This is a genomic window from Stappia sp. WLB 29, from assembly GCF_023507705.1.
Lineage (GTDB): Bacteria > Pseudomonadota > Alphaproteobacteria > Rhizobiales > Stappiaceae > Stappia.
On sequence record NZ_JALBGD010000002.1, the window covers coordinates 612636 to 635387 of the forward strand.

A 22752-nucleotide genomic window follows, 5' to 3' on the forward strand; every position below is an offset into this window, starting at 1 on the left:
TCAGTGCGCAGCCTGGGGCCGCGACAGGGAGAGGATGGGGCAAAAACAGGGGAACAAGCGTCTGAAGCGGGCCGCTCGTGTAGACGATTCGTCTTTTTTGCGGCTGGCCGGTAGACCGATCAGTCTAACTTACCGAGCAGCAGATCGAAGGGAGGGGCATGCCCTGTCTTTACCGGCTTGGTGACGATGTAGGTGTAGTAGCGGGCGAGCCCGAGGCCCTGGTCGAGCAGGCGGTCGATCAGCCGCTGATAGCTGTCGACGTCGCGCGTGACCACCTGCAGCAGGTAGTCGAAGCCACCGCCAAGGGCCCAGCACTGAACGATCTCCGGATAGGCCTCCACGGCCCGCTCGAAGGCCTGGAAGGCCGCGGAACTGTGGTTTTCCAGCTCCAGGGTGACGAAGACCGTGACATGGGCGGCGGTCTTGCGCAGGGCGACCTCTGCCCGATAGCCCTCGATGACCCCGGCTTTTTCGAGCCGCTTGAGCCGCTCCCAGCAGGGGGTCGGGCTGAGGTTTATCCGGCGCGCCAGCTCCGCCTTGGACAGGCGGCCCTCGCGGGAAAGCACCTTCAGGATGGCGATGTCGCGGTCGTCGAGGCGGATCATGCAGGCGTCATAGCGGGATTGGGACAGGAGAGTCCATCTGCCAGAGGATGCCGTAGCATTCAAGCTGCGGCCGGGACGCTTCATTCTGACGGGTTTTCAAGTGGCAGGGAGAGCGTGCACAGTACGCCGATGATTTGCCGGATCGCCATGCGAGCATCCGGCCGTTGGGGAGTGACAGGAATGCCGGCGACTGAACTTCCGTTTTCCGATGCGGAATTCTCGAGGCGACTTGAAAAGGTGCGCAAGGCAATGCGCGAGCAGGACATCGACGTGCTGTTCGTCGAGGACCCTGCCAACATGTCCTGGCTGACCGGCTATGACGGCTGGTCCTTCTACGTCCATCAGGGTGTTCTCGTCTTCCACGATGCGGATCCGCTTTGGTGGGGACGTCGGCAGGACGCCAACGGCGCGGTGCGCACGGTGTGGATGCCGGACGAGCGGGTCGCCTTCTATCCAGACCACTATGTGCAGTCGACCGTCCGCCACCCGATGCAGACCCTGGCGGAGCTGATCCGCGAGGCCGGCTACGGCAATGCGCGGATCGGCGTCGAGTTGGAGAACTACTATTTTTCCGCCAAGGCGTTCCTTACCTTGCAGGAAGAACTGCCGCAGGCGACCTTTGTCGATGCGACGGCGCTGGTGAACTGGCAGCGCGCAGTGAAGTCCGACGAGGAGCTGGTGTTCATGCGCCGGGCTGCGCGGATCTCGGAGAAGATCATCGACGGCATCTTCGACCGGATCCATCCCGGCATGCGCAAGACGGATCTCGTCGCCGACATCTATGCCGATGCGATCCGCGGCACGGAGGATGCTTGGGGCGACTATCCCTCCATCGTTCCCCTGTTGCCGAGCGGATCGGATGCCGCCGCTCCCCACCTTACCTGGGACGGCCGCCACATCGCCGCCGACACCGCGACGTTCTTCGAGATCGCCGGCTGCTATCGGCGCTACCACGTGCCGTTCTGCCGAACGGTTTATCTCGGCAAGCCGCCGCAATTTCTGCTCGACGCGGAAAAGGCGCTGGTCGAGGGGCTGGAGGCCGGTCTTGAGGCGGCTCGAGCCGGCAACCGGGCCAGCGACATCGCGCAGGCGCTGGGTGCTCCGCTGGAGCGGGCCGGCATCGACCGCGCGGCGCGCTGCGGCTATCCGATCGGCGTTTCCTATCCGCCGGACTGGGGTGAGCGGACGATCTCCCTGCGGCCGGGGGACGACACGGTGCTGGAGGCGGGGATGACCTTCCACTTCATGCCGGGCCTCTGGATGGACAATTGGGGCCTCGAGATCACCGAGAGCATCTTGATCCAGGAAGACGGGCCGGCGGAGTGCCTGTGCAACCGCCCGCGCGCGCTCTTCGTCAAGGATTGAGGCGGCGGGACGGACCGGCATGGCGCTGATCGACGATACCAAGACCCTGCTCGAAGAGTTGATCTCCTTCGCCACCGTCTCCAGCGAGGGCAACCTGGAGCTCATCGCCTGGGCTGCCGACCGGCTGGGAGATCTCGGCGCCGAGACCCGGGTGATGGTCGACGAGACCGGCAGCAAGGCCAACTTGTTCGCGACCATCGGTCCGAACGAGGATGGCGGCATCGTGCTGTCCGGCCACAGCGATGTCGTGCCGGTGGCGGACCAGGACTGGTCCTCCGACCCGTTCCGCATGCGCGAGGCGGACGGGCTGTTATACGGGCGCGGTACCTGCGATATGAAGGGGTTCATCGCCGCGGTCCTGGCCACGGCCCCGCTCTTTGCCGCGGCGAAACTGTCGCGGCCGGTGCACATCTGCCTGACCTATGATGAGGAGGTGGGCTGCCTCGGCGCGCGCAAGCTGGTGAGCGAGCTGCCCGGCATGGGCGTGCGGCCGGCGCTCGCGGTGATCGGCGAGCCGACGGAAATGCGGATCATCGAGGGGCACAAGGGCTGCTGCGAATACACAACGACATTTCGCGGCTTGGAGGGGCATGGCTCCGTTCCCGATGCGGGCGTCAACGCGGTGGAATTCGCCCTGCGCTATGGCATGCGGCTGATGGAGCTGAAGGAGCAGTTGAAGGGGAGGGCGCCGGCCACCAGCCGCTTCGACCCGCCCTGGACGACGCTGCAGCTCGGGCGGCTGATGGGAGGGGTGGCGCACAACGTCATCCCCGGGCTCGCCAATCTCGACTGGGAAATGCGTCCCGTCACCGAGGCCGACCGGGCTTTCGTCTGCGAGGCCATCGACGCCTATGTCCATGACGAACTGTTGCCGGCCATGCGCAGCGTGCATCCGCAGGCCTCGATCCGCCGCGAGGTGGTGGGCGAGGTCGCCGGCCTCGAGCCGGTCGAGGAAAACGAGGCGCGCCGTATCGTCGCCGAACTGACGGGTGCCAACGGCGCCGATGTGGTCTCCTTCGGAACCGAGGCTGGCCTTTTCCAGCAGCTCGGAATGTCGGTCGTCGTCTGCGGGCCGGGTTCGATCGCGCAGGCGCACAAGCCGGACGAGTTCGTGTCGCTCGATCAGCTGCAGGCGTGCCTTGCGATGCTGGAGCGGTTGGCCGGGCGGCTGACGGTTTCCTAGGCGTTCAGTCCCGGCCTCGCAGCGGGGCCTATCATTGCCTGTGGCCGAGCAGCAGTGCCTGCATCACATAGGCGAGAATCGTCAGACCGACCGCCCCTGCGGCGCCGATCAGGATCATGAAGATCACGTCGATGGGTCCTCCCAGGTCGGAAAATCCCGAGTTGGAGATCATCAGCACGAAGAAGATCGCGGCGACGGCGCCGACCGGTGCCAGCAATTCTGCCCGCAGAAGCCAGCGGCCGACGAGCCGCCGCTCACGCAGCAGGACGAAGAGGAACGCCGCGGTGACAAGCGCGGCCGCTGCGACGAGGGTCCAGAACAGGCCGGTGCCGAACATTTCTTCGAACACGGCCAGCAGGGTGGAAAGCGTCATTTCCTTCATGGCGTCCTCCTGTCAGGCGCGTCCGCGCAGCATTGCGTTGTAGGTGGCCTTGAGGGCGATCTCCTTCATCAGCCAAGACACCCAGAGTTCTTCCAGCGGAGCGATGAGCCCGGGGAAGGACGGGACGAGATTGTCCTTGTAGTCGAACTCGACGAGCATCGCCCGGCCGACTCGGGTGATCAGCGGGCAGGATGTATAACCGTCATAGCGGGCGGTGCTTTCCTTGCCGGCGATCTGGGCCGCGAGATGGTCTTCGACCACTGGCACTTGCCATTTGACGCTGGCGGCTGTCTTTCCCTTGGGGACGCCGGCGATGTCGCCGATGGCGAAGACTTCCGGATAACGCAGGTGGCGCAGCGTGTGCTTGTCGACCTCGACCCAGCCGTCAGCCGCAAATGGGCCTTCCTGCCAAGAGAGCGGGCTGTTGAAGCGAATCGCGTCGGGCGCTCGCATCGGAGGGATCACGTTGGTGAAGTCGTAGCCGATCTCCTTGCGCCCATCGGGCGTGTCGAAGGTTGCGATGCGCTTGCCGGGGTCGATGGCGACCATCACGTGGTTCTTGACCGTGTCGAAGCCGCGGTCCTCGAACAGCATGCGGACCTTCTCGTTGACGATCGGCACCGAGAAGAACGCGCCCGAATGGGCCGCGTAGACGATCTTCATCTTGTCGCGGGTGCCCTTGCGACGCGCGGCGTCATCCGTGAGGAAGGCGTATTTGAGCGGTGCGCCGGCGCATTTCATCTCCGTTGCCGGCCGGGTGAAGAGAGCGGTACCTCCCTTTTCCACGAAGCGGCTCATTTCGGCGAAGGTGGCGGCCGCCTGATCGGGCCCTGCATAGACCGAGCCCATGCCGTTGCTGCCGATAAGGTCGGTCGACATGCCTTCGATGGCCTCGTAGTCAAGTTTCAGGCCGGTTGCGACCACGAGGAAGTCATAGGTAAGCGCGCGGCCCGACGTGGTGACGACACGTCTGGCTTCCGGATCGATCTCAGCTGCCGCTTCCTGGATCCATTCCGCCTTGCGGGGCAACCACTCCGCTGTCGTCGAGACCGAGTAGGAGGCTGGCTTGAGGCCTGCGGCGATCAGAGTGAAGCCGGGTTGATAGAGATGTGCCCGACGCGGATCCAGCAGCGTGATGCGTGCGCCCGGCAAACGGGCCGTCAAGCGGTTCGCGAGCGCGGTTCCGGCTGCACCGGCGCCGAGGATGACGATACGTGCGCCGGTCGGTACTGGCTGGGCCTGTATCGGCCCGCTGTGTGTCGCCGTGGCCGAAGCTGCGGCCACAAGGGCGAGAAACTGTCGTCTGTTTGCAAGCAAGGGGCCTGTCCTCCCGTCCCAATGAAGGCAGCTTGAATGAAGGCAACTGCACGCGGCGCAGCGCCGAATGCATTGTTTATTTCTAATTATCGAATATAAAAATGCGACGCATTGATCTGCCGCAAGCTTGCTGAAATTTCAGCCGGAGGCCGACTGCGCGCTGGCGGGATTGGTTGCGACCGAAAGACTGACGCGGTCCGCCGCAAAGCGGCTGTGGCTGGCCTGGATGGGATAGCCCTGCCCGTCGACGTTCAGCGAACGGGTGAGCAGCACCACCGCGCCCGGCTGCAGGGCAAGATCCTCCCTGTCGGAGGCGGTTGCCGGTGCTGCCGAAATCTCGGTCGACTGGCGCACGTAGTCGGTAACGCCGCAGGCCGCTAGGGCTCGTGTGATCGAGCGTTCCCGGTGATAGGCCTCGGGCAAGCCGGAAAACCGTTCCGCGTCGAACCAGTGGACCGCACGAGACAGGGGAACGCCGTCCGCCTCGCCCAGTGTTTCGAGCCGAAGCAGGGGTGCGCCGGCAGCGAGCCGGAGCTGTGCCGCAAGTTCGGGCGTCGCGTTCTCCTGCGAGACACCGACCAGACGAGTAACGGCCTGGGTCACCTGGCCACCGAGGCCGGCGGAAAAGCGGGTGCGGGTGCCGATCGGATAGGTCACGCGGCGGCGCGGAATGATTGTGGTGCCGCGCCCCTGCACGGTCTCCACGACGCCTTCCCGGGCAAGTGCCGCCAGGGCCTGCCGTACCGTGTGGCGGTTGACGTCGAAACGCGCGGCCAGCACGGCCTCGGTCGGCAGGCGTCCCGTGTCGTCATGATCGCCGTTGCCGATGCCGGCGCGAATCTCGTCGGCGATCTGCCGCCACAGGGCGACGCCGGTCTGCCGTTCAATTCCGCTCATGCGTGTCCTTTCGCCGGCGCTTCGGCCTTCGCCCTTCTAGCAAGCCAGGAGGCCGACAGCCAACAGATGCGGAGCCGGGGTGGTGGGGTTTCGCTGACCGGCACGGGGTGGCTTGCCCTGTCATGGCGCCGTCACGCGTAGCTTGTAAGGTCGAGATTGTCGGTTGTCTATAATACTAGACAAATATGAATGCTGGGTGTAGGCACGCTGGGTATGAAGGTCTGGCTGTTGCCATTGCGGGGCATGAGGGCCTTCCGGGCGAGTGCGAAACTGAAACGGAGCGGCACATGAGGGAAGCGGAAGCGCGAAGCGAGGCTGAGGCTGGCCTCAAGCGGCTGATGGACGTGCTGGCGGCCTCTCCCGGCGACGAGATCGCCGCCTGCGCAGCCGCGCTCGGTGCGTTGCCGGAGTCGATACCGGTGCGCGGACCGGAGATCGGGCTGATCATGGTGCGCGGCCGCATCGGCGGCGACGGTGCGCCTTTCAACCTCGGAGAGGCGGCGGTGACGCGGGCCACCGTCCGGCTCGCCGGTGGCACCGTCGGCCACGCCTATGCGCTGGGGCAGGACCGGGCGAAGGCGCGCCTTTCTGCGGTGCTTGCGGCCATGTGGAGCGACGGCGCTCGCCGCGCCGACATAGAGGCGCAAGTGTTGGCGCCGCTGGCTGCCGCCCGCGCCGATGAGGTCTCCCGCGTCAAGCGCGAGGCCGCCGCAACCCGCGTCGACTTCTTCACTATGGTTCGCGGAGACGACTGATGACCGAAGCCGTTCTTTCCACGCTCGCCGTGTCCGGCGGTTTCAACGATCCAGTGTTCGAGGCGCAGGGCGTCTTTCGCGCCCTGATGGATGCGACCGCGCGCCCCGGTACCCTTCACGATCTTCCCGCCTCCGTCGCGCCGCCCGCTCCCCTGGGGCCGGGCTCGGGGGCCATCGCGGTGTCGATGTGCGATCCCGACACGCCGGTCTGGCTGGGCGATGGCGCCGACAGCGAGGGCGTGCGGGCCTGGCTGTCCTTCCAGTGTGGTGCGCCGGTGGTGCAGGAGCCGGACAAGTCCACCTTCGCTTTCGTGCGGGCCGGCGCCATGCCGGCGCTAAATGCCCTCGCCCTGGGGACGCAGGAATATCCCGATCGCTCGACGACGCTGGTGGTCGAGGTGGAGGCGCTGGAGGGCGGCCCGCGACTGATACTGGAAGGTCCCGGCATCGACGGGCAGCGGACGGTGAAACCGATGGGCCTGCCTGAGGATTTCGCGGCGCAGCGCAGTGCGAGCCGGGCGCTCTTTCCTCGCGGGGTCGACATCGTGCTCGTCGCGGGGCTGCGCATGATGGCGCTGCCGCGCAGCACGGTCGTATCCCATGACAACGAGACGGAGGCGGGCTGATGTATGTCGCAGTCAAGGGCGGCGAGGCGGCCATCGCCAACGCCCACAAGATGCTGGCCGACCGCCGCCGCGGCGACCGGTCCCTTCCCTCGATCACCGTCGAGCAGCTCGTCGAGCAATTGGCGCTGGCCGTCGACCGGGTGATGGCCGAAGCCTCCCTTTACGCGCCCGAACTTGCCGCGCTGGCGGTCAAGCAGGCACGGGGCGACATGATCGAGGCGATCTTCCTGCTGCGCGCCTATCGCACGACCCTGCCGCGCTTCGGCGCCTCGCAGCCGGTGGAGACCGGCGAGATGATTGCCGAGCGCCGGGTTTCGGCGACCTACAAAGACCTGCCGGGCGGGCAAGTTCTCGGGCCGACCTTCGACTATACGCATCGCCTGCTCGATCCTGCCCTTGTCGGCGACGAGGCGGTCGAGGCTGCGCCGGCGCGCGAGAGCGAAGGCGAACCGCTAACCCGCGTCGCCGACATTCTCGCGCAGGAAGACCTGATCGAGCGGGCCTATGCGGGAGACCCGACCGAGATGCCGCAGGAACCCTCCGGCGACTTGACGCGCGAGCCGATGGAGTTCCCGATGGCTCGGGACCTGCGTCTCCAGGCGCTGGCGCGCGGCGACGAGGGCTTTCTGCTGGCGCTCGGCTATTCCACCCAGCGTGGCTATGGACGCACGCACCCCTTCGCCGGCGAGATCCGCATCGGCGAGGTCGAGGTGGAGGTGGACGTGCCGGAACTCGGTTTTGCCGTCTCGCTCGGCCGCATCCGCGTGACCGAATGCCAGATGGTCAACCAGTTCGCCGGCTCGGCGAAACTGCCGCCGCAGTTCACCCGCGGCTACGGCCTCGTGTTCGGCCAGTCGGAGCGCAAGGCGATGGCGATGGCGCTGGTCGACCGATCGCTGCGCGCCGGGGAGTTGGGTGAGGACCGCGTCGCCCCGGCGCAGGACGAGGAATTCGTCATCTCCCATGCCGACAACGTCCAGGCGACGGGCTTCGTCGAGCATCTGAAATTGCCGCATTACGTCGACTTCCAGGCGGAACTCGATCTCGTCCGCCGGATGCGGGCGGAGTTCGAGGCGCGGCAGAGAAGCGAAAGCGACACGCAGGAGGCCGCCGAATGAGCGCTGCAACCGCACTCGGCGGGGACCTCGCCACCTACAATTTCGCTTATCTGGACGAGCAGACGAAGCGGATGATCCGCCGGGCGATCCTCAAGGCCATCGCCATTCCCGGCTACCAGGTGCCCTTTGCCAGCCGCGAGATGCCGATGCCCTATGGATGGGGCACGGGCGGCGTGCAGGTCACCGCCTCGATCATCGGGCCGCAGGACGTCCTGAAGGTCATCGACCAGGGAGCGGACGACACCACCAATGCGGTGTCGATCCGCGCCTTCTTCCAGAAAGTCGCCAATGTGTCGGTGACGACGAAGACGCGCGAGGCGAGCATCATCCAGACGCGCCACCGCATTCCGGAAGAAAAGCTGCAGGCCGGGCAGGTGCTGGTCTACCAGGTGCCGATCCCCGAGCCGCTGCGCTTCCTGGAGCCGCGCGAGACGGAAACGCGCAAGATGCATGCGCTCGAGGAATACGGGCTGATGCACGTCAAGCTTTACGAGGACATCGCCCGTCACGGCCATATCGCGACCACCTATGCCTATCCGGTGCTGGTGTCGGGTCGCTATGTGATGGACCCCTCGCCGACGCCGAAGTTCGACAATCCGAAGATGGACATGAGCGAGGCGCTGCAACTGTTCGGCGCCGGCCGCGAGAAGCGGATCTACGCCATTCCGCCGCACACAAAGGTCGTCAGTCTCGACTTCGAGGACCATCCCTTCGAGATCCAGACATTCGACGAACCCTGCGCCCTGTGCGGTGCCGAGGGCGTCTATCTCGATGAGGTGATCCTCGACGACCGCGGTGGGCGGATGTTCGTCTGCTCCGACACCGATCATTGCGAGAGCCGCCGGGCCGATGGCCATCGCGGCCGCCTGTCGCCGGACGAGGCCTATGCAGGCCATGGCAAGACCGAAGGAGAGGCGGTGCGATGACGATGCTGGATGAAACGCCGCTGCTGAGCGTTACGGGACTATCTCGCTACTACGGCGAGCGGGTCGGCTGCCGGGACATCTCGTTCGAGGTCTATCCGGGCGAGGTGCTGGCCATTGTCGGCGAGAGCGGTTCGGGCAAGACGACGCTGCTCAACTGCATCTCGACCCGGCTGGAGCCGAGCGCAGGGTGCGTCAGCTACCGCATGCGGGACGGCGAAAGCCGCGATCTCTACCGGATGAGCGAGGCCGAGCGGCGTCTCTTGATGCGCACGGACTGGGGCTTTGTGCACCAGAACCCGGCGGACGGGCTGCGCATGACCGTGTCGGCCGGCGCCAATGTCGGCGAGCGGCTGATGGCCGTCGGCGAGCGCCACTACGGCCGCATTCGCGACACCGCCACCCACTGGCTGTCGCGGGTGGAGATCGCCGCGGACCGCATCGACGATCAGCCGCGCGCCTTTTCCGGCGGCATGCGCCAGCGGTTGCAGATCGCCCGAAACCTCGTGACCGGGCCGCGCCTCGTGTTCATGGACGAGCCGACGGGCGGTCTCGACGTGTCGGTGCAGGCGCGTCTGCTCGACCTTCTGCGCGGCCTCGTCAACGATCTCGGCCTTGCCGCCATCGTCGTCACCCACGATCTCGCGGTCGCACGGCTGCTGTCGCACCGGATGATCGTGATGAAGGATGGCCGCGTGGTCGAGGAAGGGTTGACCGACCGGGTGCTCGACGATCCGCAGGCGCCCTACACCCAGCTTCTCGTCTCTTCCATTCTGCAGGTGTGACCATGCCCGATCCCGTCAATCGAGATGCCATTGCCGTGCGGGCGAGCTCTCTGTCCAAGTCCTTCTGCATGCACCTGCAGGGCGGCCTCGAGCTGCCGGTGGTGGAGGGGGCGTCCTTCGAGGTGCGCGCCGGAGAGTGCGTCGTGCTCGGCGGCCCGTCCGGCGCCGGCAAGAGCTCCATCCTCAAGATGCTCTACGGCAACTACGCAGCCAGCAGCGGCGAGATCCTGATCCGGCACGGCGATGCGATGGTCGACCTTGCCGCGGCCTCACCGCGGTTGGTGCTGGCCATCCGCCGCGAGACGCTGGGTTATGTCAGCCAATTCCTGCGCACCGTCCCGCGTGTTGCGGCGGTCGATGTGGTCGCCGAGCCGCTGGTGGCGCGCGGCATCGATGCGGGCACCGCGCGGGAGCGGGCCGGACTGACGCTCGAGCGGCTCAATCTGCCGCAGCGGCTCTGGCAGCTGCCGCCGGCGACCTTTTCCGGCGGCGAGCAGCAGCGCGTGAACATCGCCCGGGGCTTCATCACGGACCATCCGGTGCTGCTGCTCGACGAGCCGACGGCCTCGCTCGATGCGGCCAACCGGCGTGTCGTGATCGAGATGATCGCGGAGAAGAAGGCACAGGGCGTGGCGCAGATCGGCATCTTCCACGACGAGGAAGTGCGCGAGGCCGTTGCCGACCGGATCATCGACGTGCGCGGCTTCGCGCCGGCGCATGCGGCCTGAGGAGGCGAGGGCGATGGCGCGACTTTCCGAAACCCCTTACATCCATCCGACGGCCGAGGTCAGCGACTGCGAGTTCGGCCGCTACACGGAGGTGGATGCGCGGGTCAGCATCAGCGAGACCCGCATGGACGACTATTCCTACGTGATGCGCGATGCGATGATATGGAACGCGGAGATCGGCAAGTTCGCGAACATAGCCGCCTGCGTACGGATCAATGCCACCCATCATCCGATGGAGCGGGCGACGCTGCACCATTTCACCTATCGTGCGAACGATTACTGGGACGATGCCGACCAGGAGGCTGACTTCTTCCGCCGCCGACGGGCGCTGCGAGTGCGGATCGGTCACGACACCTGGATCGGCCATGGCGCCACCGTCCTTCCCGGCGTGTCTGTGGGCGATGGTGCGGTGATCGGATCGGGTGCGGTCGTGTCCCGGAACGTCGCGCCCTACACCATCGTCGGCGGTGTTCCGGCGCGGCTGATCCGCGAGCGTTTTCCGGCCGATGTCGTTGCGCGAATGCAGGCGCTCGCCTGGTGGCACTGGAGCCACGAACGCTTGCGCGAAACGCTTGAAGACTTCCGAAATATCGATGCGGAAGCCTTCCTGGAACGTTACGAGGCTGTCAAATGAAGTCGTGAGCCGTCGAATTACTGCGTTGTATCCGGCAAACGTCAGGGAATTGTCATAAAACCGCAGATTCCCTGTCATCTATACCGAGTACGCAAACTTCAATCATCAGGATTGAGGCGCAGATGTTCAAGCTCGACGGTGTGACGCGAAAGTTCGGATTGCTGACCGCGGTCGATGCCGTGACGCTCGACATTCCGGACGGACAGATGGTGGGTGTCATCGGCCGCTCGGGTGCGGGAAAATCCACGCTGCTGCGGATGCTCAACAGGCTCGTCGATCCCAATGGCGGACGAATCGTGTTTCGCGACACGGAGGTCTCGGCCCTGTCGGGATCCGCTCTGCGCTCGTGGCGTCGCGACTGCGCGATGGTGTTCCAGCAGTTCAACCTCGTACCGCGCCTCGACGTCGTTTCCAACGTGTTGCATGGCACGCTGAACACCCGCTCGACGCTCTCGACCGTGTTCAACCTGTTCCCCAAGGCCGATATCCTGCGCGCTATCGACATCCTGGAGCGACTGGGCGTTGCGGAGCATGCGCTGAAGCGCGCCGAGGCCTTGTCGGGCGGCCAGCAGCAGCGCGTGGCGATTGCGCGGGCGCTGATGCAGTCTCCGAAGGTGCTGCTGGCCGACGAGCCCATCGCTTCGCTCGATCCGCTGAACGCCAAGATCGTCATGGATGCGCTCAAGGACATCAACGAGCGCGAGGGGATCACCGTCATCACCAACCTGCATACGCTGGATACCGCACGCACCTATTGCGAGCGGATCATCGGCATGTCGCAGGGGCGGGTCGTATTCGACGGTACGGCGGACGAACTGACGGCTGACGCGGTGCGCGAGATCTACGGGACCGACGGCGACGGCAATGAAATCTCCGAGGCCATCACCTCGACAAGCATCGACGCCCGGCCGGTGCCGGCGGCGGTGACCACCCCATCCCCGGCCTTGCTGCGGACGGCCTCCGCCTCCGCCTGAGCCGCAGGATCCGGCGCGGCGTCCGCGCGCGGTCGAACACAAGAATCATCCAACGACTCTTTCAGGAGACGTCACATGCTCAAGAAGCTTCTCTTGGCCGCCACTGCGGTTGCGACCATGTCCGTCGGCGCCGCGGCGCAGGACATCAACGAGTTCCGCATCGGTGTACTCGGCGGCGAAAACGCTCAGGACCGCCTGGCCTCCAACGAGTGCCTGCGCGCCTATGTTCAGGATCTGCTCGGCGTGGAGACCAAGATCTTCACCCCAGCCGACTATGACGGCGTCATCCAGGGCCTGCTCGGCGGCTCGATCGATCTCGCCTGGCTCGGCGCATCCGGCTACGCGAAGACCTATCTGACCGATCCGGAAGCGGTCGACGTCGTTCTGGTCAAGACCAATCTCGACGGCTCGTTCTCGTATCACTCCATCGGTTTTGCCCGCAAGGACAGCGGCATCGCCTCGCTGGAAGACATGAAGGGCAAGAAGTTCGGCTTCGGCGATCCGAACTCGACCTCCGGCTACCTGATCCCGTCCATCGAGATCCCGCAGCAGACGGGTTCGTCCATGGAGAACGGCGCCTATTTCGGCGAGGTCGTCTTCACCGGCGGTCATGAGCAGACCATCGTCGCCGTGAAGAACGGCGATGTCGACGGCGGCGTGACCTGGGCCGACGGCCAGGGCGAGTGGATCGACGGGTACAATTCCGGTGCGCTGCGCAAGGCGGTCGATGCCGGTCTCATCGACATGAACGACCTGGTCGAGATCTGGCGTTCCAAGCCGATACCGGAAGGCCCGATCGTCCTGCGCCGCGCCCTGCCGGCCGACGCCAAGGAGAAGGTCACCGCTCTGCTGAAGGACCTGCACGGCAAGGACCCGGAGTGCGCCTACAATGTGGCAGCCGGCGAGACCGCAGGCTTTGCCCCGATCACCCACGACGCCTACGAGTCGATCATCGCGGTCCGCAAGGCCAAGAGCAACTGATCGAACGACCTTCGTGATTGCCGGGCGGGACTTAGGTCCCGCCCGCGCGCTTTGCCACAGGTACCTGCAGCAGGACTTCATGACGGACACGGCTTCCGCAAAATCGGGCGATATCCGCGCCGACTATCTCGCCCATGCCCGCCAACGGCAGATGTACAGCGGCATCCTGCTGCTCGTCTTCGTGCTGTTGATGGTGTCGGGTTTTCAGCTTGCCGATGCCCGAAATGCCGGCGGTTTCTGGACCGGTATTCACCAGTTCTTCGACTTCCCCTCCGAAGTGGTTTCGGAAGCCGTGGCCAAGGCCGCAAACCTGCCCGGCCTGATGTGGAAGTTCCTTCCTTCGTTGATCGAGACCGTCAACATTGCCGGCGTCGCCACGCTGATCGGTGCCTGCGGCGGGGCGCTGCTGTCGCTGCTGTCGACACGCGGGCTGGCGCGGTTTCCCGCGCTTATCCCTGTGTTCCGGCGGCTGATGGATGCGATGCGCGCGATCCCGGAGATCGTCATCGCACTCGTGCTGATCTTCGTGCTCGGCGGCGGACCGGTGCCGGCGATGATCGCCATCGCCTTCCACACGACGGGCGCGCTCGGCAAGCTGTTCTCCGAGGTGAGCGAGAATGCCGACCGCAAGCCGGTCGAGGGCCTGTCGTCCGCGGGCGCAAGCTGGAGCCAATCGATGTGGCTCGGTGTGCTGCCGCAGGTCACGCCGAACTGGCTCTCCTATGCGCTGCTGCGCTTCGAGATCAACGTCCGGGCCTCTGCCATTCTGGGTTTCGTCGGCTCGGGCGGCATCGGGTACGACCTCAAGACGGCAATGCAGTGGGGGCAGGGCCGTTACGATCAGGTCGTCGCGATCTTCCTGCTTCTCTTCGCCACCATCGTCGTCATCGACCAGGTTTCGAGCCATTTCCGGCACAAGCTGGTGAAGGGGCACTGACATGACCGCCATGATCTCCACACCGCCTGCCGGCACGCTTGGCGATGCGGCGGTGGCCGCCTTCGACCGCAAGCGGCGGGTCGCCTTCGCCATTCCCGCGGTGGTTCTCGTCTACCTGACCTACATATTCTTCGCCTTCGACATTCCCGGCATCGTCACCAATGCAAGGACGGACAATGCCGCGATCCTCCTGTCCGACTTCTGGAGCCACAAGACGCATGTGACGCGGGACAACCGCTCGGGCACCGTCACCGTGGCCATCGAAGGCGAGAACAAGGGCACCTATCCGCCTAGCCGCCTGCCCGAATGGGTGGGGATGCAGGACAGCCTCACGCGCATCGACCTCGGCAAGGGCTACGAGGTCGTCTACGAGGGCGAGGGCGCGCGCTTCACCGTCCCGGACTACGGCGTGATCCGGGTCCAACCTGAAGGGCGGGGCATTCGCCTCGACCTGCCCGAAGGAGAGATCCCTGACTGGATCAATGCGTCTTCCGCCCGCGTCACCGTGACGACGCCCGAGGGTCGCTTCTCGATGACCCGCAATCGCACCGAGACCTTCCGCTATGAGCCGGGCTGGGAGCTGTTCTTCTTCACGCTCGACAGTCCGTTCAGCGGACTGTCCTTCCGCGAGTTGGCGAACCTTGCCATTTCTGGCGAGCGTATCGATCCGGCGCGGCCGAACATCGTCCACATGATCTCGGACTTCTGGAACAATCAGATGTGGCGGCATGGCGATGTGGCATGGGCATTGTTCGAGACGGTTCTGATGGCCTTCCTCGGAACGATGGGCGCGGCGGTCGTGGCGCTGCCGCTCGCATTCCTCGCGGCGTCCAACTTCACGCCGGCGCGCAGCCTGCGCTTCGTGCTCAGGCGCTTCTTCGATTTCGTCCGGGGCGTCGACGGGTTGATCTGGACGATCATCCTGAGCCGGGCCTTCGGACCCGGTCCGCTCACAGGATCGCTGGCGATCCTGATGACCGACACCGGCTCTTTCGGCAAGCTGTTCTCCGAGGCGCTGGAAAATGTCGACCGCAAGCAGGTGGAAGGTGTCCAGTCGACGGGCGCTTCGCCGATCCAGCAGGCACGTTTCGGCGTGATGCCGCAGATCGTCCCGGTGCTGCTCAGCCAGGTGCTTTACTATCTGGAATCGAATACCCGCAGCGCCACCGTGATCGGTGCCATCGTCGGCGGCGGCATCGGCCTTCTGCTCACCCAGGCGATCATCACCCAGAAGGACTGGGAGGAAGTCAGCTACTACATCATCCTCATCGTCCTGATGGTGATGGCGATGGACAGCCTGTCGGGATGGCTCAGAGGCCTGTTGATCGGACAGACCGGACGGACGTAAGTTCGACGGCCTCTTGCCGGGATCTTTCCCGGCAGGTCCTTCCCGTCACCAGGGCCGGAGCGAGGCGGTGTCGCCCCTGGCGTATGCGCCCTTGCCGGCCGTCGGCTCCAGAAAAGCGGAACGCATGCGATACGCGATCTACTTCACGCCCGATGCCGGGCACCCGCTGGTACGTGCCGCCGAGGCCTGGCTCGGCCGGAGCGTGTTCGGCCGCAGCGTGGAGGCGACCGACGTCGGCGGCTTTTCGTCCGATGCGCGCGCCGGGTTAATCGCCTCGGCGATCCGCTACGGCTTCCACGGTACGCTGAAGGCGCCGTTCCGTCTGGCCGCGGGGCGGAGCGAGGAGGGGCTGGTCGCAGCCCTCGACCGTTTTTGCGCCGAGACCGCGCCGATCTCACCCGTTCAGCTCAAGGTTTCGAACCTCGATGGATTTTTCGCGCTGACGCCGGCCGGTCCTGCGGACGAACTCAATGCGCTCGCCGCCACCGTGGTGCGGCAGTTCGACCCCTTTCGGGCACCCCTCACCGAAGCCGAGATAGCGCGCCGCCAGCCTGAAAGGTTGTCGCCGCACCATCGGGATCTGCTCGAGACCTGGGGCTATCCCTATATTTTCGAGGCATTCCGCTTCCACATGACGCTCAGCGACCGGCTGGACGGGGAGACGGCGAGGGCCGTTCACTGCGCTTTGGACGAACAGTTCGAGGCGCTGGTGGCGGACCCGGTCGCCTTCGACCGGCTGGCGATCTTTGCCGAACCGGCTCCGGGCGCTCCCTTCATCTGCCTGCATCAGGCACCCCTTGCGGGAACAGGCGGCTGACAGACCGTTCCCTTCGAGAAAGACGGACCGATGGATACCATACTCACCAATGCCCGGATCGTGCTCGCCGACCAGGTCGTCGAGGGTTCGCTGCACCTGCGCGACGGCCGCATCGCCGGCATCGACAGCGGTCCCTCCTCGCTGCCGGGTGCGCAGGACATGGGCGGCGACTATGTGATCCCCGGGCTGGTCGAACTGCACACCGACCATCTGGAGAACCATTACGCGCCGCGGCCCAAGGTTCGCTGGAACCCGATCGCTGCCGTCTGCGCCCATGATGCGCAGATTGCCGCCAGCGGGATCACCACGGTTTTCGACGCCCTGCGCGTCGGGCTCGATGAGGACACCGACATCACCGATGCCGACATGCGGCGGCTGGCCGACGCCATCGAGGCGGGCATGGCGAAAGACTGGCTGCGGGCGGATCACTTCATCCACCTGCGCTGCGAGGTGTCTGCGCCCAACTGCCTGGAGAGCTTCGAGATCTTCGAGAACGACCCGCGCGTGCGCATCGCCTCGCTGATGGACCATTCTCCCGGCCAGCGCCAGTTCGTCAGCCTCGAGGCCTACGCAGTCTACTACAAGGGCAAGCGCGGCATGAGCGACGCGGAGTTCAACGACTTCTGCGAGCGACGGATGGCGCAGTCGGCAACCTGGTCCGACAAGAACCGCAAGATCGTCGCCGAGCGCGCCAAGGCCCGCGGCGTGATGCTGGCCAGTCACGACGACGCCACCGATGCCCATGTCGACGAGGCGGTCGAACTGGGCATTCGGGTCGCGGAATTCCCGACGACCCTGGAGGCGGCGCGCGCGTCCAAGGCGCAGGGGTTGGCGGTGCTGATGGGTGCCCCCAACGTGGTGCGCGGCGGCTCGCATTCGGGCAATGTCTCGGCGCGCGATCTGGCCGCGAACGGGCTGCTCGACATTCTGTCGTCGGACTACATCCCCTTCAGTCTCATCCAGTCCGCGTTCTTTCTGGGCGAGGTGGTCGACGGCATCGATCTGCCTGAATCGATTGCCATGGTTTCGCGCACGCCGGCCCGCTCCGCCGGGCTCGATGACCGGGGCGAGATCGCCATCGGCAAGCGTGCCGATCTGGTGCGCGTGCGCGTCGAGGAGCACATCCCGATCGTGCGCACCGTCTGGCGCGAAGGCAACCGGGTGGTCTGAGCGATGCAGGGGGCAGCATCGGGCAGGCCGGGACCGCTGATCGCCGTTGTCGGGCCGAGCGGGGTCGGCAAGGACACGCTGCTGGCGCGCGCGCGGGCGGCCCTTTCCGGGCGTCCGGATTTCCTGTTCGTGCAGCGGTCGATCACCCGGCCGGCGAGCGCCGATGCCGAGACGCATGTGCCAATGACGGCAGAGGCCTTCGAGGAGGCCGAGCGAGCCGGTGCATTCGCCTATAGCTGGCGCGCGCATGGCCTCGGCTATGGGCTTCCCGCATCGCTGACTGAGCACCTTGCAGCGGGGCGTCCTGCCGTGGTCAACGGGTCGCGCAAGGTTCTCGCCGGCATGCAGGAGCGGTTCCCGACGCTCTGCGTGATCCAGATCGTGGCGGCCCCCGATGTGCTGGCCGCGCGCCTTGCCGCGCGCGGGCGTGAAAGCGCGGACGACATCGCCGCCCGCATCGCCAGGGCCGGGGAGGCGCTGCCGGTCGCGCCTGCGTGCATCATCGACAACAGTGGAGACCTCGACCGGGCAGCCGATGCCCTGGTTGCCGCCATCGTCGATCTCGCCGATACGACGCGTCTCTGAAGATCCCTGCCGCGATCTACTGCGCCTCTTGCGCAAGGCTCGAAGCTTTGCGACAAGAAGTGCAGCATTGCTCGCAATGCGAGTATTGATAAAAATGCGGATGCAGATGGTTGCGGATCGGGTCACAGCACCACGGCATTGCGGACAGGACGGGAGTGGATCGGATGTCGGGGCAACTGGTAACCCATCGCACCAGCGGGTTGGTGCTGTCTCTGGACGAGACCGTTGCCAACGATCGGATCATCGAGGAAATTCGGCGCGGCCGCTATGAGGCCTCAGAACTCTCCATGGCCTCGCGTTTCGTGCGCAAGGAGGACCGGGTGCTGGAGCTCGGGGCCGGTATCGGATTCATCTCCGCCGGCGTGATGCGCAATGTCGGGCCGGCCTATTACGCCGCGGTGGAAGCCGATGCTCGTCTGATCCCGCATATTCGCGAGACCCATCGCAAGAACGGTGTGACCGGGGTCGAGGTGATCAACGCGGCGTTCGTCTCGGATCCGCAGGTCCTGAAGACGGGCTTCGTCGAGTTCACCCTGCACCGCGAGTTCTGGCGCTCTGGCATCGGCCAGGATCAGGAGGGCGTGACCGAGACGGTGCGCGTGCCGGCGGTGGACGCCTCCGCCTTCATCGCGGACAAGAAGATCACGGTTCTCATCGCCGATATCGAGGGGGCCGAACTCGACCTGTTCCGCGACCTGCGTGTCAGCGGGCTCAAGCGGATCGTGCTGGAACTGCATCCGCACAAGATCGGCAAGGCAGGCATGATCGAGATCTTCTCCGGCCTGTGTGCGGACGGATTTGCCTACAATGCGGCCTTGTCGGAAGGCCCGGTCGTGTGTTTCGAGGCGGTCGGCGACACGGACAACAGCGAGGCGGAGCTCTTCACCCGCTTCGCCTGAGCGCCCTTTCAAGGGCTTTCGTTTCCCTCTCTCGTTCTTTAGTCCGCTTGCCGGAGTGCGGCCCCTTGGCGACACTTGTTGCCAGGAGGCTGGCGCTTGCCGGCTCGTCCGGGGAAAGCCTTTGAATATCACGCATTTGGTGCGATGGTCGGAGAAGCCGACATGACAGTTCAAACCGGTGCCATGGCGAAATTCCTGATCATCGACGATCATCCGCTGTTTCGAGAGGCGCTGCACAGTGCGGTGACGTTGGCCTATCCGGATGCCGACACGCAGGATGCCGCCTCGCTGCCGGAGGCCTGCGACATCCTCGCCGCGGAAGGCGGCTTCGATCTCGCACTTCTCGACCTCAGCATTCCCGGCGTGCGCGGGATGGACGGGCTGCTGCACCTGCGCACCAATTTCCCGCGTCTTCCGGTCGTGGTCGTCTCCGGCCACGAGGACCCCAAGGTCGTTTCGCAGGTGATCGCCTATGGGGCTGCCGGCTTCATCCCGAAGTCGGCCAAGAAGGCAGCCCTTGCCGATGCGATCCAGAAGGTGATCAATGGCGCTGTCTTCGTGCCGGACAATCTTGTCGCTGCCAGCGACGAACAGATTGATGCGCATGCCAGGGACATGATCAGCCGCGTCGCGACCCTGACGCCGCAGCAGCTCAAGGTGCTGGGCATGATCTGCGACGGGTTGCTCAACAAGCAGATCGCCTACGAGTTGCAGGTCGGCGAGACCACCGTGAAGGCGCATGTCTCCGAGATCCTACGCAAGCTGAACGTTCACAGCCGCACCCAGGCGGTGATCGAGATGTCGAAGCTGGAGCAGATTTCAGGGCTCGGTTCCATCGATCCCTTCGGTCATGGCCAGGGCGGGGGCCAGGGCGGGGTCGGCGGCCGGGACTGAAGACCTGGCGGCCTGTTTCCGCTTACGGAGCCGAGGCGAGCATATGCGCCATGAGGGCTCTCAACTGGGCGGGTTTCAGCGGCTTTGCCATGAACTCCGCGCCCAGATCGGCCGCCTGGCGCATGACAGGCTCCGATATGTCCGCAGTCGCCAGGATAACCGGAAGCCGCCGCCGGAGCCGGCGCAGCAGTGCGGCAACGGTCAGCGTGCCGTGGTCGCCGTGGTCGAGATGCTGGTCGGCAATGATCAGGTCCGGCATGAACCCTTCGTCCAGCACCTCTTCTGCCCCTTCCTGCGAGGCCGCCACCCTGTGCTCGCAGCCCCAGCCGTCGAGCAGGGTCGACATGGCGCGGGTCACCTCGATGTCGTTTTCAAGAAGCAGCACGCGGCGGCCGGCCAGGGTCGCATCGCTGATCGGCCGCTGAGCCGTTTGCGGCCGGATTTCGCCGATTGACGGCGGCTCGCAGCGTTCGGCGAGGATGCGGAAGCGGCTGCCCTTGCCGACTTCCGAGGTCAGGCTGAGGTCGTGGCCAAGGGCCGTGACGAGGCGGCGCACGATCGAAAGGCCGAGGCCGAGAGCACAGTCGCCGTCGCGGCCCGCGCGGTCCTTGGCCGCCGGCCCGCGGTGGAATTCGTCGAAGATCAGCTCGCGCTGGTCGAGCGGGATGCCGCAGCCGGTGTCGACCACCTCGATTGCCACCATGTTGCCGCGCCGACGGGTGCCGATCAGCACGCCGCCGCGGTCGGTATAGCGGATGGCATTGGAAATCAGGTTCTGCAAGGCGCGGCGCAGCATGGTCCGGTCGGAGCGCACGTGGTCTCCGGTAATGGAGGTTTGTAGGCGCAGGCCCTTTGCCTCGGCGATCGGCCGGAGATCGGACAGGAGGGACTCGATGACCGGCACAAGCGGCACCGCGGCAGGGTTGGGCACCATCACTCCGGCATCGAGCCGGGAGATGTCCAGCAGCGTGTGCAGCAGCTCGTTCATGGTGTCGAGCGAGCGCTCGACCTGCATGACCATCGCCCGGCCGCGTTCGCTCTCCTGCAGGTCGTAAAGCGCCGACATGGTCAGCTGGGCGGCGTGCAGCGGTTGCAGCACGTCGTGGCTCGCCGCCGCCAGGAACCGTGTCTTCGACTGGTCGGCGCGCTCGGATATCTCCTTCTGGCGGGCAAGTTCCGCGTTGGTCTTTTCGAGATTGCGCAGCGTGGAGGTCAGCTCGTCCGTGCGCCGGCGGACCTGCCCCTCCAGCGCGATGGCGGTCTGGAACAGCGAGAAGGCGTTGCGCTGCTGGTCCATCGCGCGCTCGACGCGATTGATCAGCGCATCGTTGATGCGCTTGAGGCGTTCGACGTCGTCGATGTCGAGAATGCTCACGGGCCGCTCCTGTCGCTCTCGCCGAGACCGAAGGCAATGCCGGTAAAGGTCTGGTTGAGGTGCATCGACAGATACTGTTCGCCGTAGGTGTTGAAGCCGATGACCTTGTTCTCGTGATAGATCGCGGCAATGCGATGCGTCACCTGGCGGTTGCGGGCGTCGATCCGGCGCAGCACGCAGTCGAAGCCGAGCACGAAGTCGATGCCGCCGATGCGCTCGCGCACCGCGTCGAAGGCGGCTCGAGTGGTGCGTGTCATGCCGGCCGGCTCCGCGACGGTCATGACGATGCCGTCGTCGATGGCGCAGAAGAATGAGAGCGACCCATCGGGGTTCATCTTCTGGACGGAGCGGCAATAGTATTCGCCGCCGACCCGCACGACGAGCGGATGCGAGGCAAAGCTCATCGGCGAGAGGCTTTGCGGATCCATGCCGATCACGCGGGCGTATTCCTGCGCCGCGGGTGCTGCGTTGAACTCGTGAACGATGCGCCGGTCGGGATCGGAGCGCGTGACCACCAGCTTGTCCGGTGTCGGCACGAAATTGTCGGTTTTGAAGATATGGAAGGGGACCTGCGTCTCGACCAGGATCAGGAGCGCGGCATCTCTTGCCGGTTCGCCGTCCAGGATCAGGGTCGTTTCGCCGAAGCGCATGTCGTCACCGGCCGAGCCGCCGAGCAGGGGAATATCGTCGAGGCCCCAGTGAAGGGCGGCGGTGACCGATTCCTCGGCAAAGGAGAGGCCGTCGATCAGGCACAAGGCGAAGGTGTTCGATATGCGTACGGCGCTCCCCGGCGCGACGAAGGAGCGCTTTGCCTCGCCTACCTGCGCGACGATCCGCTCCATGCCGGCACGGCGGATGTCGCTGATGCGATGGGCCGCGATCCGGAAGCGGTCAGCCGGGAAGAGGATGACAATGAGATTGCCTTCGGAAATGCCGCTTCGGGTGATCTCCCCGGCCGTCGAGCAGGCTGCATAGCGCAGGCCGGGGCAGGCCTGCGACAGTGCGTTTGTCACGATGCCGGGTGCGAAACGGGCCGAGGAGAAGAACACCAGGGCAAAGCCTGCAGAACTGCGCTCCCGCGCGGCAGCCACGCGGGTCCAGTATCCTGCATCGCCCGGATCGTCGCATTCCAGTGCGATCACACCGCAGGCGTGTTCGATGCCGCCGTTCGGCTGCACGCTTTCCTCCCTCGTGCCGCCCGTCATCTCCCCGGTCCGGCCTGCCGGCAAGGACCGGCACCCGGATGACGCTGCGGCGACGGTTCAGTCTAGGGCTGCTCGCTTGCCCGTGACAAGCGGACGTTCGGCTTCGACCGAAAGTACAGTGTACAAGCGCGGGGTCCTGCCTTTTCCTGAAGGCGTCCGGAAGGGAGACCGGGCAAACGGCCCGCCAGGCATCTTGCCGCCGGCGGCCGGGCCGGGAGGAGCTTTCATGGATTTGGTTGGCGAGTATCG

Annotated in this window: 24 protein-coding genes; 18 read left to right on the forward strand and 6 right to left on the reverse strand. The window is 65.6% G+C overall.

From position 1 onward, the window contains the following. Nucleotides 1-119: 119 nt before the first annotated feature. Nucleotides 120-605 carry an Lrp/AsnC family transcriptional regulator gene (locus MNI96_RS06180; RefSeq protein WP_249691308.1) on the reverse strand — a complete coding sequence of 162 codons (486 nt, stop codon included), beginning with the start codon at nucleotides 603-605 and terminating at the stop codon, nucleotides 120-122. A gap of 180 nt (nucleotides 606-785) precedes the next feature. On the opposite strand from MNI96_RS06180, the gene doeA reads away from it, so the two are divergent. Together doeA and argE are read left to right on the forward strand one after the other, a co-directional pair. Further along, on the forward strand, nucleotides 786-1970 hold the full coding sequence (gene doeA / locus MNI96_RS06185; RefSeq protein WP_249691310.1) for an ectoine hydrolase DoeA: 1185 nt from the start codon (nucleotides 786-788) through the stop codon (nucleotides 1968-1970). Nucleotides 1971-1989: 19 nt separating this feature from the next. Next, nucleotides 1990-3153 (forward strand): acetylornithine deacetylase, encoded by a 1164-nt coding sequence (gene argE, locus MNI96_RS06190; protein ID WP_249691312.1) that lies wholly within the window; start codon nucleotides 1990-1992, stop codon nucleotides 3151-3153. A gap of 31 nt (nucleotides 3154-3184) precedes the next feature. On the opposite strand, the gene MNI96_RS06195 is transcribed toward argE, so the two are convergent. The 3 genes from MNI96_RS06195 to phnF all read right to left on the reverse strand — a co-directional run bounded on the left by MNI96_RS06195 (nucleotide 3185) and on the right by phnF (nucleotide 5749). Beyond that, on the reverse strand, nucleotides 3185-3535 hold the full coding sequence (locus tag MNI96_RS06195) for a DUF5368 domain-containing protein (RefSeq protein WP_249691315.1): 351 nt from the start codon (nucleotides 3533-3535) through the stop codon (nucleotides 3185-3187). Nucleotides 3536-3547: 12 nt separating this feature from the next. After that, a complete protein-coding gene (locus MNI96_RS06200; protein WP_249691317.1) occupies nucleotides 3548-4852 on the reverse strand; it encodes an NAD(P)/FAD-dependent oxidoreductase in 1305 nt (434 codons plus the stop codon). Nucleotides 4853-4990: 138 nt separating this feature from the next. Further along, on the reverse strand, nucleotides 4991-5749 hold the full coding sequence (gene phnF, locus MNI96_RS06205; protein ID WP_249691319.1) for a phosphonate metabolism transcriptional regulator PhnF: 759 nt from the start codon (nucleotides 5747-5749) through the stop codon (nucleotides 4991-4993). 287 nt (nucleotides 5750-6036) lie between these two features. Here phnF and phnG point away from each other — a divergent pair, with 287 nt between their 5' ends. The 16 genes from phnG to MNI96_RS06285 all read left to right on the forward strand — a co-directional run bounded on the left by phnG (nucleotide 6037) and on the right by MNI96_RS06285 (nucleotide 19923). Further along, on the forward strand, nucleotides 6037-6504 hold the full coding sequence (gene phnG, locus MNI96_RS06210) for a phosphonate C-P lyase system protein PhnG (RefSeq protein ID WP_249691320.1): 468 nt from the start codon (nucleotides 6037-6039) through the stop codon (nucleotides 6502-6504). After that, nucleotides 6504-7130: a phosphonate C-P lyase system protein PhnH gene (gene phnH, locus MNI96_RS06215; RefSeq protein WP_249691321.1), complete on the forward strand. Its 627-nt coding sequence runs from the start codon at nucleotides 6504-6506 to the stop codon at nucleotides 7128-7130. Before phnG ends, phnH begins: the two co-directional genes overlap by 1 nt. Continuing rightward, a complete protein-coding gene (locus MNI96_RS06220; protein ID WP_249691322.1) occupies nucleotides 7130-8248 on the forward strand; it encodes a carbon-phosphorus lyase complex subunit in 1119 nt (372 codons plus the stop codon). The genes phnH and MNI96_RS06220 overlap by 1 nt, the downstream gene beginning before the upstream one ends. Continuing rightward, nucleotides 8245-9174 (forward strand): alpha-D-ribose 1-methylphosphonate 5-phosphate C-P-lyase PhnJ, encoded by a 930-nt coding sequence (locus MNI96_RS06225; RefSeq protein ID WP_249691324.1) that lies wholly within the window; start codon nucleotides 8245-8247, stop codon nucleotides 9172-9174. The genes MNI96_RS06220 and MNI96_RS06225 overlap by 4 nt, the downstream gene beginning before the upstream one ends. Before the next feature lie 5 nt (nucleotides 9175-9179). Continuing rightward, on the forward strand, nucleotides 9180-9956 hold the full coding sequence (gene phnK, locus MNI96_RS06230) for a phosphonate C-P lyase system protein PhnK (RefSeq protein ID WP_249691390.1): 777 nt from the start codon (nucleotides 9180-9182) through the stop codon (nucleotides 9954-9956). Between the two features lie 2 nt (nucleotides 9957-9958). Beyond that, entirely contained in the window at nucleotides 9959-10684 is a 726-nt protein-coding gene (phnL, locus tag MNI96_RS06235; RefSeq protein ID WP_249691326.1) for a phosphonate C-P lyase system protein PhnL, read from the forward strand. Between the two features lie 13 nt (nucleotides 10685-10697). Beyond that, nucleotides 10698-11318 carry a DapH/DapD/GlmU-related protein gene (locus MNI96_RS06240; protein ID WP_249691328.1) on the forward strand — a complete coding sequence of 207 codons (621 nt, stop codon included), beginning with the start codon at nucleotides 10698-10700 and terminating at the stop codon, nucleotides 11316-11318. Nucleotides 11319-11440: 122 nt separating this feature from the next. Next, nucleotides 11441-12292 (forward strand): phosphonate ABC transporter ATP-binding protein, encoded by an 852-nt coding sequence (gene phnC, locus MNI96_RS06245; protein WP_249691330.1) that lies wholly within the window; start codon nucleotides 11441-11443, stop codon nucleotides 12290-12292. 75 nt (nucleotides 12293-12367) lie between these two features. After that, a complete protein-coding gene (gene phnD / locus MNI96_RS06250; protein WP_249691333.1) occupies nucleotides 12368-13273 on the forward strand; it encodes a phosphonate ABC transporter substrate-binding protein in 906 nt (301 codons plus the stop codon). 79 nt (nucleotides 13274-13352) lie between these two features. Then, nucleotides 13353-14210 (forward strand): phosphonate ABC transporter, permease protein PhnE, encoded by an 858-nt coding sequence (phnE, locus tag MNI96_RS06255; RefSeq protein WP_249691334.1) that lies wholly within the window; start codon nucleotides 13353-13355, stop codon nucleotides 14208-14210. Between the two features lies 1 nt (nucleotide 14211). Next, the gene (phnE, locus tag MNI96_RS06260) at nucleotides 14212-15558 is read left to right on the forward strand and encodes a phosphonate ABC transporter, permease protein PhnE (protein ID WP_249691336.1); all 1347 of its coding nucleotides are present in this window, start codon (nucleotides 14212-14214) and stop codon (nucleotides 15556-15558) included. A gap of 124 nt (nucleotides 15559-15682) precedes the next feature. Further along, the gene (locus MNI96_RS06265; RefSeq protein WP_249691337.1) at nucleotides 15683-16375 is read left to right on the forward strand and encodes a DUF1045 domain-containing protein; all 693 of its coding nucleotides are present in this window, start codon (nucleotides 15683-15685) and stop codon (nucleotides 16373-16375) included. Nucleotides 16376-16405: 30 nt separating this feature from the next. After that, nucleotides 16406-17545 carry an alpha-D-ribose 1-methylphosphonate 5-triphosphate diphosphatase gene (locus tag MNI96_RS06270; protein ID WP_249691338.1) on the forward strand — a complete coding sequence of 380 codons (1140 nt, stop codon included), beginning with the start codon at nucleotides 16406-16408 and terminating at the stop codon, nucleotides 17543-17545. 3 nt (nucleotides 17546-17548) lie between these two features. Beyond that, complete coding sequence (phnN, locus tag MNI96_RS06275; RefSeq protein WP_249691339.1) at nucleotides 17549-18130, forward strand: phosphonate metabolism protein/1,5-bisphosphokinase (PRPP-forming) PhnN; 582 nt, start codon at nucleotides 17549-17551, stop codon at nucleotides 18128-18130. A 164-nt stretch (nucleotides 18131-18294) separates the two neighbouring features. Beyond that, nucleotides 18295-19029 (forward strand): FkbM family methyltransferase, encoded by a 735-nt coding sequence (locus MNI96_RS06280; protein ID WP_249691340.1) that lies wholly within the window; start codon nucleotides 18295-18297, stop codon nucleotides 19027-19029. 162 nt (nucleotides 19030-19191) lie between these two features. Beyond that, nucleotides 19192-19923, forward strand: a complete 732-nt coding sequence (locus MNI96_RS06285) for a response regulator (protein ID WP_249691341.1) — start codon at nucleotides 19192-19194, stop codon at nucleotides 19921-19923. Nucleotides 19924-19945: 22 nt separating this feature from the next. On the opposite strand, the gene MNI96_RS06290 is transcribed toward MNI96_RS06285, so the two are convergent. Next, nucleotides 19946-21298 carry an ATP-binding response regulator gene (locus MNI96_RS06290; RefSeq protein ID WP_158193431.1) on the reverse strand — a complete coding sequence of 451 codons (1353 nt, stop codon included), beginning with the start codon at nucleotides 21296-21298 and terminating at the stop codon, nucleotides 19946-19948. Then, complete coding sequence (locus MNI96_RS06295) at nucleotides 21295-22503, reverse strand: FIST N-terminal domain-containing protein (protein WP_249691342.1); 1209 nt, start codon at nucleotides 22501-22503, stop codon at nucleotides 21295-21297. Before MNI96_RS06295 ends, MNI96_RS06290 begins: the two co-directional genes overlap by 4 nt. Nucleotides 22504-22752: the final 249 nt, after the last annotated feature.